The organism is Streptomyces sp. NPDC005963 (assembly GCF_040638655.1).
Taxonomy (GTDB): domain Bacteria; phylum Actinomycetota; class Actinomycetes; order Streptomycetales; family Streptomycetaceae; genus Streptomyces.
In genome coordinates, this window is the sequence record NZ_JBEXVD010000016.1 from 61,213 (window position 1) to 75,011 (window position 13,799).

The 13,799-nt window shown below is 70.0% G+C and carries 13 protein-coding genes; 2 read left to right on the top strand and 11 right to left on the bottom strand.

What is annotated here, in order from left to right:
* Positions 1-21: 21 nt before the first annotated feature.
* The 3 genes from ABZ348_RS21390 to ABZ348_RS21400 form a co-directional block, all read right to left on the bottom strand.
* Complete coding sequence (locus ABZ348_RS21390; RefSeq protein WP_358935311.1) at positions 22-1,029, bottom strand: methionine synthase; 1,008 nt, start codon at positions 1,027-1,029, stop codon at positions 22-24.
* 62 nt (positions 1,030-1,091) lie between these two features.
* Positions 1,092-1,781, bottom strand: a complete 690-nt coding sequence (locus ABZ348_RS21395; protein WP_358935313.1) for an SDR family oxidoreductase — start codon at positions 1,779-1,781, stop codon at positions 1,092-1,094.
* Between the two features lie 28 nt (positions 1,782-1,809).
* Positions 1,810-2,349, bottom strand: a complete 540-nt coding sequence (locus ABZ348_RS21400) for a TIGR00730 family Rossman fold protein (protein ID WP_358935315.1) — start codon at positions 2,347-2,349, stop codon at positions 1,810-1,812.
* 154 nt (positions 2,350-2,503) lie between these two features.
* Here ABZ348_RS21400 and ABZ348_RS21405 point away from each other — a divergent pair, with 154 nt between their 5' ends.
* The gene (locus tag ABZ348_RS21405; RefSeq protein ID WP_358935317.1) at positions 2,504-3,301 is read left to right on the top strand and encodes an alpha/beta fold hydrolase; all 798 of its coding nucleotides are present in this window, start codon (positions 2,504-2,506) and stop codon (positions 3,299-3,301) included.
* Between the two features lie 102 nt (positions 3,302-3,403).
* Here the strand turns inward: ABZ348_RS21405 and mnmA are convergent, their stop codons facing one another.
* Positions 3,404-4,528, bottom strand: coding sequence for a tRNA 2-thiouridine(34) synthase MnmA (mnmA, locus tag ABZ348_RS21410; RefSeq protein ID WP_358935319.1), 1,125 nt, complete (start codon positions 4,526-4,528; stop codon positions 3,404-3,406).
* A gap of 60 nt (positions 4,529-4,588) precedes the next feature.
* On the opposite strand from mnmA, the gene ABZ348_RS21415 reads away from it, so the two are divergent.
* Positions 4,589-5,284, top strand: coding sequence for an N-acetylmuramoyl-L-alanine amidase (locus ABZ348_RS21415; RefSeq protein WP_358935321.1), 696 nt, complete (start codon positions 4,589-4,591; stop codon positions 5,282-5,284).
* Positions 5,285-5,321: 37 nt separating this feature from the next.
* On the opposite strand, the gene ABZ348_RS21420 is transcribed toward ABZ348_RS21415, so the two are convergent.
* From ABZ348_RS21420 to ABZ348_RS21450, 7 genes are all read right to left on the bottom strand, one after another.
* Positions 5,322-6,485 carry a cysteine desulfurase family protein gene (locus ABZ348_RS21420; protein ID WP_358935323.1) on the bottom strand — a complete coding sequence of 388 codons (1,164 nt, stop codon included), beginning with the start codon at positions 6,483-6,485 and terminating at the stop codon, positions 5,322-5,324.
* A gap of 183 nt (positions 6,486-6,668) precedes the next feature.
* A complete protein-coding gene (locus ABZ348_RS21425) occupies positions 6,669-7,514 on the bottom strand; it encodes a thioesterase family protein (protein WP_358935325.1) in 846 nt (281 codons plus the stop codon).
* A 129-nt stretch (positions 7,515-7,643) separates the two neighbouring features.
* The gene (locus ABZ348_RS21430) at positions 7,644-8,303 is read right to left on the bottom strand and encodes a trimeric intracellular cation channel family protein (protein ID WP_358935327.1); all 660 of its coding nucleotides are present in this window, start codon (positions 8,301-8,303) and stop codon (positions 7,644-7,646) included.
* Positions 8,304-8,321: 18 nt separating this feature from the next.
* Entirely contained in the window at positions 8,322-9,503 is a 1,182-nt protein-coding gene (locus tag ABZ348_RS21435) for a dipeptide ABC transporter ATP-binding protein (RefSeq protein WP_358935329.1), read from the bottom strand.
* Complete coding sequence (locus ABZ348_RS21440) at positions 9,500-10,615, bottom strand: ABC transporter ATP-binding protein (RefSeq protein WP_358935331.1); 1,116 nt, start codon at positions 10,613-10,615, stop codon at positions 9,500-9,502. Before ABZ348_RS21440 ends, ABZ348_RS21435 begins: the two co-directional genes overlap by 4 nt.
* Positions 10,612-11,610, bottom strand: coding sequence for an ABC transporter permease (locus tag ABZ348_RS21445; RefSeq protein ID WP_358935489.1), 999 nt, complete (start codon positions 11,608-11,610; stop codon positions 10,612-10,614). Before ABZ348_RS21445 ends, ABZ348_RS21440 begins: the two co-directional genes overlap by 4 nt.
* A 254-nt stretch (positions 11,611-11,864) precedes the next feature.
* The gene (locus ABZ348_RS21450) at positions 11,865-13,640 is read right to left on the bottom strand and encodes an ABC transporter substrate-binding protein (protein WP_358935333.1); all 1,776 of its coding nucleotides are present in this window, start codon (positions 13,638-13,640) and stop codon (positions 11,865-11,867) included.
* Positions 13,641-13,799: the final 159 nt, after the last annotated feature.

Below are 13,799 nucleotides of genomic sequence, written 5' to 3' on the forward strand. Positions count from 1 at the left end.
TCCTCCGATTCCCAACACCCATTACTCAGGGTTATCTGCGAGTGATCTCGCGGCACGGACGCAGTGGGCGAGCGCCTCCCGTGCGTACGCCGGGGAGGCGCCTGCGAGACCACATGCGGGGGTGATCACCAAGGACTGGGCTAGCGTCCCCGGGTTCAGCCCCAACCTGCGCCACAGCGTCCGAACACCCATGACGCTACCGCCCGGGTCTGACAATCCGGCGTCGGTGGGCGGTACGACTCCGGCGAACAGCTTGGTGCCGGCCTCGACGGCCTCGCCCAGCGGTTCCTCATCACGCTCCGTCAGGAGCTCGAAGTCGAAGGAGAGACCGACGGCCCCGGCCCGCCGCAGCAGTGCGAAGGGGACGTCGGGGGCGCAGGAGTGCACGACCACCGGTTCGTCCGCGATCAGGTCGCGCAGTGCGGACTCGACGAGTTGGCGGTCGACGGCGCGGTGGGTGCGGTAGCCGCTGGCCGATCGGACGCGCCCCTGGAGGACCGCGGTGAGCGACGGCTCGTCGAGCTGGAGGACCACGTCGGCGCCCGGGACCCGGCGGCGGACGTCCGCGAGGTGGGTGCGCAGGCCCTCCGCGAGGGAGGCGGCGAGATCGCGGCAGGCGCCGGGGTCGGAGAGCGTGGATTCGCCGTTGCGCAGTTCCAGGGCCGCAGCGAGCGTCCAGGGTCCCACCGCCTGCACCTTCAGCGGGCCTTCGTACCCTTGTGTGAACTCCTCCAGGGCATCGAGGTCCTCGCCGAGCCAGGAGCGGGCGCGACGGGTGTCGCGTCCGGGGCGGTCACTGATCCGCCAGCCGCTGGGCTCGACGTGGCCGTACAACTCGACGAGGAGTCCGATCGTGCGGCCGATCATGTCGGCGCCGGGCCCGCGGGCGGGCAGTTCGGGCAGGTGGGGGAAGGCTTCGAAGGAACCGGTGACGGTCTTCGCGGCCTCGCGCGCGTCCGTCCCGGGCATGGACCCGACGCCCGTCGCGGGACCCCAGCTGAACTCGTGCTTCTTGCTCGTCTCGCTCACCCGGGAAGCGTACGTCCCGGGCGGTGGGCCCCGGTGCCCGGCCGGGCGTTCGGTTCCGTCCCTCAGCGGCCGGGGCGCACGCTCAGATCGGTGATCTCGGCGTCCCTGGGCAGATCGATCGCGGTCACGACGGTCGTCGCCACCGACTCGGGGTCGATCCACTCGGAGGGGTCGTACTCCTTGCCCTCCTGGGAGTGCACCTTGGCCTGCATGGGGCTGGCGGTGCGACCGGGGTGGATGGAGGTGACCCGTACTCCGTGGGCGTGTTCCTCCTGGCGCAGGGAGTCGGCGAGCGCCTTGAGCCCGTGCTTGGACGCGGCGTACACGCCCCACTGGGGACTCGCCCGGAGTCCGGCTCCGGAGTTGATGAAGACGACCTGTCCGCGGGAGGCGCGCAGTTGCGGCAGGAGGAGCCGGGTCAGCTCGGCGGGGGAGATCAAATTGACGTTGAGCTGCTGGTGCCAGGTCTTCGGCCGCATCTCGGCGATCGGGCCGAGGTCGACGATGCCGGCGACGTGCACCAGGGAGTCGAGCCGGTCGGGCATGGGCTGGTGGGAGAAGGCCCAGGAGATTCGGTCGGGATCGGCCAGGTCGGCGACGAGGGTGCGCGCCCCGGGGTGGGCGGCGGCGAGTTCCTTGGCGCGGCCGGCGTCGCGCGCCAACAGGATGAGGTCGTCACCGCGGGCGTGGAGCCTGCGGGTGACGGCCTCGCCGATGCCCGAGCCAGCGCCGGTGATCAGATGAGTAGCCATGCGGACATGCTCGCACCCTCCTCGCGGACTACTGCACTCCGGCCGATTCCTCCAGGTAGGCGAGGGCGGACACCCCGTCTTCGGCGAAGAAGACGAGATCGGTGAGGGGGAGCGGGAGGAAGCCCTCGGCGTCCATCCGTCGGAACTGGGCCTTGAGTCCGTCGTAGAAGCCGGCGGTGTTGAGCAGGACGACCGGTTTGGTGTGGTGGCCGTGCTTCTTCAACTCCAGGATCTCGGTGGCCTCATCCAGCGTCCCGGTGCCTCCCACCATGATCACGACGGCGTCGGCCTTGGCGAGGAGCAACGCCTTGCGTTCGGCGAGGTCCTTGGCGATCACCATCTCGTCGACGTCGGCGCGGGCGAGGGTGTGGAGAAATGCGACGGAGACTCCGACCAACCGCCCGCCCGCTTCCCGCACCCCGTCGGCGACGACCTTCATCAGTCCCGTCTCGGAGCCGCCCCAGACCAGGGTGTGGCCACCCTTGCCGAGGAGTTCGGCGAACTCACGGGCGGGGCGCGTGTAGCGCTCGTCGAGGTCGGCGGCGGAGAGGAATACGCAGATGTCCATGGGCCCACCGTAAGGGGGTGTGCCGGGGCCACCGGGGTGCTTCTCCTCCGCCTAGATGGGTGATGCGTCAACTTTTCATATTTCAATGGAATTTCCCCCAGAAAATCTTCTCCGCGAGCGATGAGTTGCCCGAGACGGGACGGTCAGCCCTCCCATGAACAAGACAAGCCCCACGCTCGGCAAGGTCCACTCCCGGGACGGCACCCCGATCGCCTACGAACAGCGGGGCGAGGGCCCGCCGCTGGTCCTGGTCGGCGGCGCGCTGTGCACCGGCGCGACGGACTCCCCCCTCGCCGAACTCCTCGCGCCGCGCTTCACCGTCGTCACCTACGACCGCCGCGGCCGGGGCGCGAGCGGGCCGGGCGGCGCGTACGCCGTGGAGCGCGAGGTCGAGGACCTCGCCGCGCTCATCGGCGAACTGGGCGGCGAGACCGGTGTGCACGGGACGTCGTCCGGCGGCGGACTGGCCTTGCGCGCCGCCGCTGCCGGGGTGCCCATCGCCCAACTCTCGGTGTACGAGCCGCCCTACAGCCCGACCGCACGGGTGGACCAGAAACCGGCCCCCTATGTGGCGCGGCTGGACGAACTGCTGGCCGAGGGCGAGCGGGGGGAGGCGCTCGCGGTCTTCCTCACCGAGGCGGGGATGCCGTCCGAGACCATCGCGGACATGCGGAGGGCGCCCCTGTGGTCCGCGTTGGAAACGGTCGCCCACACCCTGCCGCACGACCACGCGGTGATGGGGAACGGCACGGTGCCGACGGCCCTGCTAAAGCGCGTCGGCATCCGGGTGATGGTGGTGGACGGGGGTGCCAGTCCGCCCTGGATGCGGGAGGCAGCCGCCCTGGTCGCCCGTGCGCTCCCCCGGGGCAGACACCGCACCCTGACCGGCCAGACCCATGAGGTGGCCCCGCATGTGCTGGCCCCGGTGCTGGCGGACTTCTTCACCGCCTGAAGGGGGCTGTGTCGACCCCTCGCGCCGGCAACCCCTCGCGGCGGCGGGAAATCGTCGAGATCGTCGCCGAGCCGACCTGGGCCGCGCCACCGACCGTACGGCTCAGGCCAGCGAGACCGACGCCTTGCGGGTCGCGGAGATCGTCGCCGAGCCGACCACACGGGTGCCGTCGTACAGCACGATCGCCTGCCCGGGAGCGACGCCCCGCACCGGCTCGGTGAAGTGGACCGTCAGCTCATCGCCGTCGAGCGAGGCCGTGACCTCGGTCTCGCCGCCGTGGGCGCGCAGCTGTGCGGTGTACGTGCCCGGGCCGGTGGGAGCGGTTCCGCACCAGCGGGGCCGGATGGCCGTGAGCGCGGTGACGTCGAGCGCCTCGACGGGCCCGACCGTCACGGTGTTGTTGACCGGGGAGATGTCCAGGACGTAACGCGGCTTGCCGTCGGGCGCGGGGTGTCCGATCCGCAGGCCCTTGCGCTGGCCGATCGTGAAGCCGAAGGCGCCGTCGTGCGTGCCGAGCTTGGCGCCCGACTCGTCGAGGATGTCGCCCTCCGCCGTGCCGAGGCGCCCCGCGAGAAAGCCCTGGGTGTCGCCGTCCGCGATGAAGCAGATGTCGTGGCTGTCCGGCTTCTTGGCGACCGCGAGACCGCGCCGCTCCGCCTCCGCCCGGATCTCGTCCTTGGTGGTGAGCGTGTCACCCAGCGGGAACATCGCATGGGCGAGCTGGCGCTCGTCGAGGACACCGAGGACGTACGACTGGTCCTTGGCCATGTCGCTGGCCCGGTGCAGTTCGCGGCTGCCGTCCGCCGCCAGCACCACCGTCGCGTAGTGGCCGGTGCACACCGCGTCGAAGCCGAGGGCGAGGGCCTTGTCCAGCAGCGCGGCGAACTTGATCTTCTCGTTGCAGCGCAGGCAGGGGTTCGGGGTGCGGCCGGCCTCGTACTCGGCGATGAAGTCCTCGACCACGTCCTCACGGAATCGCTCGGCGAGGTCCCACACGTAGAAGGGGATGCCGATGATGTCCGCGGCGCGGCGGGCGTCGCGCGAGTCCTCGATGGTGCAGCAGCCGCGCGCACCCGTACGGAAGGACTGCGGGTTCGCGGAGAGGGCGAGGTGCACTCCCGTCACGTCGTGTCCGGCCTCGGCGGCGCGGGCGGCGGCAACGGCGGAGTCCACTCCGCCCGACATGGCGGCGAGCACACGCAGGGGGCGCTGGGATGTCTGAGTCATAGCCCTACCAGGGTACGGGCCTCGGGAACCGGGGAGTCGCGGATATACGTTGAACAGCTCATGGGGAGCGATGCAGAGCGTGGTAGACGCAGGGCCGGCCGGCCGAAGATCGGTCGGCGGGGGTTGATCATCGGCGGTACCGCCGTGGTGCTGGGCGGTGGCGGACTGCTCGCGCAGGACGAGTTGCGGCGGCTGTGGTGGCAGGTGCCGGGGATGACCAAGCCGCGCAAGGACGGTGAGCTGGACCACCCCGGGGCGGAGTGGACAGCGGCCTCCCGGGCGAACTGGCGGCTGGCGGACCGCCCCGACGACTACCGCATCGACCGCGTGATCATCCATGTCGTCCAGGGCAGCTTTCCGACCGCGCTGAAGGTCTTCAAGAACCCGGGCCACGGGGCTGCCACGCACTACGTCGTCCGGAAGGACGGGCACGTGGCGCAGATGATCCGGGAGCTCGACGTGGCCTTCCACGCGGGCAACCGCGGGTTCAACGAGCGGAGCATAGGTATCGAGCACGAGGGCTTCGTGGACCGCCCGCAGGACTTCACCGACGCGATGTACCGGGGTTCGGCGAAACTGACGGCCGGCATCTGCGCGCGCTACGACCTGCCGGTGGACCGCTCGCACATCATCGGCCATGTGGAGGTGCCGGGCACGGACCACACGGACCCGGGTCCGCACTGGGACTGGGACCGCTACATCGAGCTGGTGAAGCGCGCCCGGGCGGCGCCGCAGCCCGACGGGAAGGCCGTGTGACGTCCCGGATGGGTGGGGCGGCCGTGGCGGGCGAGGGTCAGCTGAGACCTGCCGTACGGGCCCGTTCCACGGCGGGCCCGATCGCCCGGGCGACCGCGTCCACATCGGCCCGGGTGGAGGTGTGCCCGAGGCTGAAGCGCAGGGTGCCCCGGGCCAGGTCGGGATCGGTGCCCGTGGCGAGCAGCACATGGCTGGGCTGGGCGACGCCCGCCGTGCACGCCGATCCGGTGGAGCACTCGATGCCCTGGGCATCGAGCAGCAGCAGCAGCGAGTCGCCCTCGCAGCCGGGGAAGGTGAAGTGGGCGTTGGCGGGGAGCCGGTCGTCGGGGTCACCGCCGAGGATCGCGTCGGGGACGGCCGTCCGTACGGCGTCCACCAGGGCGTCGCGCAGACCGCCGACCTCGCGGGCGAACTCCTTGTGGTGCTCGGCGGCGAGCCGTCCCGCGACGGCGAAGGAGGCGATCGCCGGAGCGTCGAGCGTCCCGGACCGCACGTGTCGTTCCTGTCCACCGCCGTGGAGCACGGGGACCGGGGTGTACTCGCGCCCGAGCAGCAGGGCACCGATGCCGTAGGGGCCGCCGATCTTATGGGCGGAGACGGTCATGGCGGCGAGGCCGGATGCCGCGAAGTCGACCTCGATCTGCCCGAACGCCTGGACGGCGTCCGCGTGCAGGGGGATGCCGAACTCGGCGGCCACGGCGGCGAGCTCCTTGATCGGCATGATGGTGCCGATCTCGTTGTTCGCCCACATCACGGTGGCGAGGGCGACGGAGTCCGGGTCGCGTTCGACGGCCTCGCGCAGGGCATCGGGATGCACCCGCCCATAGGCGTCGACGGGCAGGTACTCGACGGTCGCGCCCTCGTGTTCGCCGAGCCATTCGACGGCGTCGAGCACCGCGTGGTGTTCGACCGGGCTGGCGAGCACTCTGGTCCGGGCGGGATCGGCGTCCCGGCGCTGCCAGTACAGGCCCTTGACCGCGAGATTGTCCGCTTCCGTACCGCCCGAGGTGAACACCACCTCGCTGGGTCGGGCACTGAGTGCATCGGCGAGGGTCTCCCGGGCCTCCTCGACCGTACGGCGGGCGCGGCGGCCCGCTCCGTGCAGTGCGGAGGCATTGCCGGTGACGGTGAGCTGCGCGGTCATCGCGTCGATGGCCTCCGGCAGCATCGGAGTCGTCGCAGCGTGGTCGAGGTATGCCATGGTGGCCACGATTCTACGAGGCCGGGGTGGAGCCCTGGTGCGGCGCATACGTGTTCCAGCCGCACGGACCCGCCGACGCCGGGCGGCGGCGCCCGGCGTCGACTCCGAAGGACACCCGCAGCGGCCGTCCCGCGGCATCCCGTGCCGCTCGTTGCCGAGCGGGCGGGGCGGGCGGGGCGGGCGTCAGCGGGAGGTCTTGGCCAGCTGGCGCGACTGGGCGACGAGACGGTCCTTGCTATCCCAGACCTCCGCGTCCTCCTCCAGGAAGCCGCCGGCGAGGTTGCGGGTGGTGATGGCGACCCGCAGCGGACCGGGTGCCGGACGGGCGCGGACGTGGGTGGTGAGCTCCACCGTCGGCGTCCATCCCTGGAGCCCGAGCTCAAAGGCGGTGGGCGGCAGTGCGTCCACGGTCAGCAGCAGCGACAGCGGGTCGGGGTCGCGACCGTCCGCGAGGGAGAACCAGCCGCGCATCTCCCCCTTGCCGGAGGGGGCGCCGACCGCCCAGCCCACGGTCGCCGGGTCGAGGCGGATGTCGATGCGGTGGAGGATCTCCGAGCTGCCGGAGATGGCGGGTACCGGTGCATCGGACGCGCTCAGACAGCTGCCGTGGGCGGGGATGGGCGGCAGACTCGCCGAGGTCCGCACCTCGTCGGGAAGTGCGTCCAGGTCACCGTAGGTCGCCAGTACGCGGATGCGTTCGACCTCCGTGCCGTCTTCGTCCTGCTGGATCAGGGACGCCTGACCGGTGGAGAGCGTCCGACCGGTCCTTATGGTCTCGGTGCGGATGGTGGCAGGACCGGGCGCGGACGCGCTCAGATAGTGGGCCGAGACGGTGAACGGGTCGGGGTGGGCCAGTGCGTCGCCCAGGGCCCGGCCGAGCAGGGCCAGCAGATAGCCGCCGTTGATGGCGCGGATGATCGTCCAGCCGGGCGAGAGGAAGGCGTCGTAGACGCCGGGGGCGCGAAGGGTGACGGCGGTGTCCCGGTCGAACTCGCTGTCGCCGATGGATGCCTGTACTGCCTGTGCCATGACGGCACCGTACAACAATGAACTACTAAGCGGTAGCTTTTGCCTGCTATCGGAACCGGCCGGACCGGAACCGGCCGGACCGGAACCGGCCGGACCGGGAGGGGCCGGACCGGAGGCCGCGTGCGGGCTTCAGACCTCCTCGGCCGCGGACGAGCGGCGGTTCCACGCCCGCGGTGCCCGCCAGTGGAAGCGCAGGGCCAGCAGCCGCAACGAGAAGGCGGTCACGACGGCGAGCACGGTCGTGAGCGTGTTCAGCACCTCCCAGCGGATGCAGAGCACCACCATCGTGGCGCCGACGATCGCAGGAACCGCATACAGATCGCGGTCCCAGCGCAGCAGGGAAGGGATCTCATTGGCCAGCACGTCCCGCAGCACGCCGCCGCCCACGGCGGTCGCGAGCCCCAGCACCGCGGACGAGGTCAGCCCCAGACCGTACTCGTACGCCTTGATCGTGCCCGTCACGCAGAAGAGGCCGAGGCCCGCCGCGTCGAAGACGTTCACCCCCAGTTGGATGCGCTCGACCTCCGGGTGGAGGAAGAAGACCAGCGCCGTCGCGACCAGCGGCATCAGGAAGTAGCCGAGATCGGTGAAGGCGGCCGGGGGCACCGCTCCGATCATCAGGTCGCGAAAGAGCCCTCCGCCCAGCGCGGTCACCTCGGCCAGCACGGCGATGCCGAAGACGTCGAAGTTCTTGCGTACCGCGAGCAGTGCACCGGAGATCGCGAAGACGAAGATTCCGGCGAGGTCGAGCGCATGTTGGACGGAGGGGGAGAAGAGTTCATGGAGCACCGGACGATTGTGCCGGGTCTACTCGGCGGGGGCGCCTCCCGACGGCTTCCGGGCGTGCGGGCCCCTCTGCCCGGAATCCGATGACCGCTTCCGCTCAGGAGATACGGGCTCCGGGGCGAGCGGCACCACGTCGACCGCGTTCCGCGCCGACTCCAGCACCTCTTCGTCCGGCACCCGGTCCGCCGCGTTCTCCGGATGGTGGCACGCCACCGACTGCCCCGGTTTCAGTGCCACCAGCGGCGGCTCGGTCCGGGTGCAGACCTCGGTCGCCTTCCAGCAGCGGGTGTGGAAGCGGCAGCCCTGCGGGGGTGAGATGGGCGACGGCACGTCCCCCTTGAGCAGGATGCGCTCGCTCTTGACGCCCCGGCGCCTGGGATCGGGCACCGGCACCGCCGACAGCAGCGCCCTGGTGTACGGGTGGAGGGGGGATTCGTAGAGCGAGGTCCGGTCGGCCAGTTCCACGATCTTGCCGAGGTACATGACCGCGATCCGGTCGGACACATGGCGGATCACCGAGAGGTCATGGGCGATGATCACATAGGTGAGCCCCAGCTCGTCCTGGAGGTCGTCGAGCAGATTCACCACCTGCGCCTGGATCGAGACGTCGAGCGCGGACACCGGCTCGTCCGCCACCACCAGCTTGGGCTTGAGCGCCAGGGCCCGTGCGATGCCGATGCGCTGGCGCTGGCCGCCGGAGAACTCGTGCGGATACCGGTTGTAGTGCTCCGGGTTGAGGCCGACCAGTTCCAGCAGCCGCTGTACCTCCCGCTTGATCCCGCCCTCCGGGGTGATGCCCTGGAGTTTGAAGGGCGCGGAGACGATCGTGCCGATGGTGTGCCGGGGGTTGAGCGAGGAGTACGGGTCCTGGAAGATCATCTGCACATCCCGCCGCAGGGGCCGCATCTGCCCCACGGAGAGATGGGTGATGTCCTGCCCCTGGAAGGTGATCTTCCCAGCGGTCGGCTCCAACAGCCGGGTGATCAGCCGGCCCATCGTCGACTTGCCGCACCCGGACTCCCCCACCACCCCCAGGGTCTCGCCCGGCCGCACGTCGAACGTCAGCCCGTCGACCGCCTGCACGGCGCCGGTCTGCCGCTTGAGCAGCCCCTCCCGGATCGGGAAGTGCTTGACCAGTCCGTCCACGGTCAACAGCGCATCGGACGCGCTCTGCTGCTGGGGAATCTTCACGTCGTCGCTCACAGCCGGGGCGCAATCTCTTCGGTCCAGATCCGCGTCCGCTGCTCCCGCGGCAGATGACAGGCGGAGAAGTGCCCGTCGGACACCTGCTGGAGTTCGGGGCGTACGGTCCGCGTCACCTGGTCCTTGGGCAGGTCCGCGTAGGGGCAGCGCGGATGGAAGGCGCAGCCGTGCGGCAGGTTGATCAGACTGGGCGGGGACCCCTTCACGGGTACCAGGCGCTCGGCGTGGTCGCGGTCGATGCGCGGCATGGAACCCAACAGGCCCCAGGTGTAGGGGTGTTGAGGCTCGTAGAAGACCTGTTCCGACGGTCCGCGCTCCACACAGCGCCCGCCGTACATCACCAGGATGTCGTCCGCGAGTTCGGCGACCACCCCCAGGTCGTGGGTAATGACGATGACGGCCGAGCCGAACTCCCGCTGGAGGTCGCGGATCAGATCGAGGATCTGCGCCTGCACGGTCACGTCGAGCGCGGTCGTCGGCTCGTCGGCGATCAGCAGCTCGGGGTTGTTGACCAGCGCCATCGCGATCATCGCGCGCTGGCGCATCCCCCCGGAGAACTCGTGCGGATAGCTGTCCACCCGCTGATCGGGCTGGGGGATGCCGACCCGGTCGAGGAGTTCGATCGCCCGCTTGCGGGCGGTCTTCTTGTCGGTGTCGTGGTGCACCCGGTACGCCTCCACGATCTGGCGACCGATCGTGAAGTAGGGGTGCAGTGCGGACAGCGGGTCCTGGAAGATCATCGCCATATCCCGGCCGCGGAGCCTGCGGACCTCGTCCGGGTCGGCGCCGAGCAGTTCCTTGCCGTCCAACCAGACCTCGCCGGAGATCTGTGCCTTGCGACGGCCGTACTGACCGGCGGTGTGCAGGCCCATGATGCCCAGTGAGGTCACGGACTTCCCGGAGCCGGATTCGCCGACGATGCCGAGCGTCTTGCCCTTCTCCAACCGGAAGCTGAGGCCGTCGACGGACTTCACCAGCCCGTCGTCCGTGGGGAAGTGCACCCGTAGGTCGCGCACTTCGAGGAAGGCCGTCGGCGCGGGCGAGCCGGCCGCCGCGACCTCGCCGGGGGCACCGCCGGGAGAGACGGGCCCTGTGGTGGGGGCGCTGTTCATCCGATCCTCACTCGTGGGTCGACGATGGCGTACAACAGGTCCACCACGAGGTTGGCGACACAGATGAACAGGGCCGCGAACAGGGTGACGCCGAGGATCAGCGGAAGGTCCTTGCCCTCGATGGAGTCGATGGCGAGGCGTCCGAGCCCGGGCAGGCTGTAGGTGGACTCGGTGAGGACCGCCCCGCCGATCAGCGCACCGAGGTCGAGGCCGAGGAGCGTCAGCACGGGCGTCCAGGTGGAACGCATCGCGTGCCGCCCGATGACGACCCGCTCGGTCAGGCCCTTGGCGCGGGCGGTGCGGATGTAGTCCTCGCCGAGGATCTCCAGCATGGTGGCGCGGGTCAGCCGCGCGTACATGGCCGCGTACAGCAGCGCCAGGGTGATCCAGGGCAGGATCAGGGTCTGGAACCACTGCGCCGGGTCCTCCTCGACCGGCGCGTACTCACCGCTGATCCAGTCGAGTTGGTAGCTGAAGATCGCGAGCGAGATCAGTCCGGTGAAGTAGATCGGCAGCGAGACACCGGCCAGGGCGACGGTCATCGCCGCCCGGTCCCACAGGGTGCCGCGGCGCAGCGCGGAGACCACGCCCGCGGCCACCCCGCCGACCACCCACAGGACGCAGGCCCCCGCGGCGAGCGACAGCGTGACCGGGATGGCCTCCGTCAACTGCGGCCAGACCTCCTGCTCGGTGCGGAAGGAGTAGCCGAAGCAGGGAGCCGGGCACTGGGTGACATCCGAGCCGTTGGTGTACTCGCGCCCGGCGACCAGGCCCTGGAGGAAGTTCCAGAACTGTACGAGCACCGGATCGGAGAGCCCGAGCTTCTGTCGGATGCCCTCGATGGCGGCGGGGTCCGTCTGCTTCCCGGCGAAGAGGTACGCCGGATCGGAACCTGCCCACTTCGGGAGTACGAAGAAGATGACGAAGGTCGTCAGGGTGACGACCATCAACATCATGGCGACGGCGAACAAGCGCCGGATGACATAAGCAAGCACTGTGCGCGGCCCGGCGACGATCCGGGGCCGGAGCGGGCTCCGGTCCTCCGGGTCGCCACCCGAGGCCATCACCTGCCCTTCGGGCTTGGCGGGTTGGGCGATGGTGGGGTGTGACGCTGTCGTGGGGCTGAGCGGTGCCGACGGGACCGTTGGGCGGTCCCGTCGGCACTCTCGGATCAGATGCCGCCGAGGGTCCCTCGTACGGATCGCACGGCTCACTGCCGCCCCGGATCCGGTGCGAGGGACCCGACGGACTACTTGACGACGCCCAGCGAGACGTAGTCGTAGCGACCGTTGTACGCGGCCGACGAGTAGGCGTTCGTCAGTCGCGAGCTGCGCCAGGTGAAGTTCTTCTCGTAGATGAAGGGCATCTGGACGGCGAGGTCCGCCACCGCGTGGTTCATCTGCGTGTAGATGGTGGCGGCCTTGCCGGGGTCGGTCTCCTTCAGCGCATCGTCGAACAACTTGTTGATCTTCGGGTCATTGGTCTCGGAGACGTTGTAGTTGCCGTTCGGGGCGATGAAACGGCCGTCGACCAGCGGCTGGGAGAAGCCCTGCCCGGTCGGGAAGTCGGGGCCCCAGCCCGTCATGACCAGTCCGAGGCCGCGCTGCTTCACCACGGCGGGCGAGCCGGTGATGCTGGAGGACTCGGCGCCGTCGATGGACTCCACCTCGGCCTTGATGCCGACGGCCTGGAGGGACTGCTGGAGCGCCTCGGCGGTCTGCACCTCGCCCGGGTTGTTGCTGCGGGCGCTGATGGTGGTGGTGAAGCCGTTCGGCTTGCCGCACGCCTTCAGCGCGGCCTTGGCCTTGGCCACGTCGGGCTTGCCCTTGCGCGCCAGGATGCCGTACGGGTCGTAGTCGTCCGAGCCCTTGATGGACTTGGGCAGCATGTTGGTGGCGATCTCGCCGCCGGCCTCGGGGCCGCCGCGCACGGTCTGCATCGAGTGGTAGTCGGCCGCGTAGATGACGGCCTTGCGGCACTCGATGTTGTCGAACGGCGCGACCTTGGTGGCGATGTCGACGTAGCGGATGAAGCTGGTCTCGATGTTGTCGAGGTTGGCGCGGTGCTTGGTGAACGCCTTGGTGCGACCCGCCTGGCCCATGCCGGTGGCGTTCAGGTCGAGGTCGTACTCGCCCTTGATCAGCAGTTCGTCGATCGCCTCGATGTTGGAGTTGATCGTGACCGTGATCTTGTCCGGGAGGGCGGCCCTGATCTGGTCGGAGTCGCGCTGCCACTTGTCGTTGCGGACGAGGACCGCACCCTTCTTCGGGGTGTACGACTCGAACTTGTACGGGCCCGACGAGAACGGCTTGAGCTGGTACTTGCCCGCCGTGTCCTTCTCCTTCTTCACCGGGGAGCCGGACGGCATGGCGAGCATCTGCTCGAAGTCGCCGTTGGGAGTGGTCAGGTTGAAGACGATGGTCTTGGCGTCGGGGGTCTGGATCGCCTTCAGCCCCAGCTTGTCCGGGGTGGTGTCCTTGTAGGGGCCCTTGTACTCGCCCTTGGGGTCGAGCACCTGGCGCAGATAGCTCGGCCCGCCGGTGATGACGTCGGTTGCCCAGGTCCGCTGGATGCCGTACTTGATGTCCTGGGAGGTGATCGGCGTGCCGTCCTCCCAGGTGATCCCGTCCCGCAGTTGGTACGTGTACGTCTTGCCGTCGTTCGAGATCTGGGCCTTGGCCTTGGCGAGGTCCGGTACCAGTTCGGCGCTGGCCTGACCGGGCTTGGGCGCGTAGGAGATCAACTGGCGGGCGTAGAAGCGGGAGAAGTCCCAGGCCATCCCGTAGTACTGGCGCTGTGGATCGGTGGAGTCGAAGTCCTGTTTGCCGATGAACTTCAGCGTGCCGCCCTGCTTGGTGGACGGATTGGCGATGCCCTTGGCGCCGGCGTTGTAGCCTGCCGCCTTGCCGTCGCCCTCACCGTCCTTGGAGCCGCCTCCGCCACATGCCGCCGTGGCCGTGAGGGCGGCCACCACCAGCGCCGCTCCGGCGATGCGCTGGGTCCGCGACGAACGTAGGGGTGTCATAGTCCTGCAACCTCCGAGGTAGCGCGGCCCCCGCCGTCTGCCGGGGAACCGTGGGGAGCCGCCTGGCCGCTGTGGCAGGGGCAGTTCAGTTGTCCGCGGGGCCCGGGCGGATGGCCCGGGGCCGCGGGGTGCGTCCTTGGACGCTCTCCCCCACGGGGA

Excerpts from the sequence above, each read along its gene's own strand:
- ABZ348_RS21395 (WP_358935313.1), bottom strand. The coding sequence starts at position 1,781 with ATGGCTACTCATCTGATCACCGGCGCTGGCTCGGGCATCGGCGAGGCC.
- ABZ348_RS21400 (WP_358935315.1), bottom strand. The coding sequence starts at position 2,349 with ATGGACATCTGCGTATTCCTCTCCGCCGCCGACCTCGACGAGCGCTAC.
- ABZ348_RS21405 (WP_358935317.1), top strand. The coding sequence starts at position 2,504 with ATGAACAAGACAAGCCCCACGCTCGGCAAGGTCCACTCCCGGGACGGC.
- mnmA (WP_358935319.1), bottom strand. The coding sequence starts at position 4,528 with ATGACTCAGACATCCCAGCGCCCCCTGCGTGTGCTCGCCGCCATGTCG.
- ABZ348_RS21415 (WP_358935321.1), top strand. The coding sequence starts at position 4,589 with ATGGGGAGCGATGCAGAGCGTGGTAGACGCAGGGCCGGCCGGCCGAAG.
- ABZ348_RS21420 (WP_358935323.1), bottom strand. The coding sequence starts at position 6,485 with ATGGCATACCTCGACCACGCTGCGACGACTCCGATGCTGCCGGAGGCC.
- ABZ348_RS21425 (WP_358935325.1), bottom strand. The coding sequence starts at position 7,514 with ATGGCACAGGCAGTACAGGCATCCATCGGCGACAGCGAGTTCGACCGG.
- ABZ348_RS21440 (WP_358935331.1), bottom strand. The coding sequence starts at position 10,615 with ATGAACAGCGCCCCCACCACAGGGCCCGTCTCTCCCGGCGGTGCCCCC.
- ABZ348_RS21450 (WP_358935333.1), bottom strand. The coding sequence starts at position 13,640 with ATGACACCCCTACGTTCGTCGCGGACCCAGCGCATCGCCGGAGCGGCG.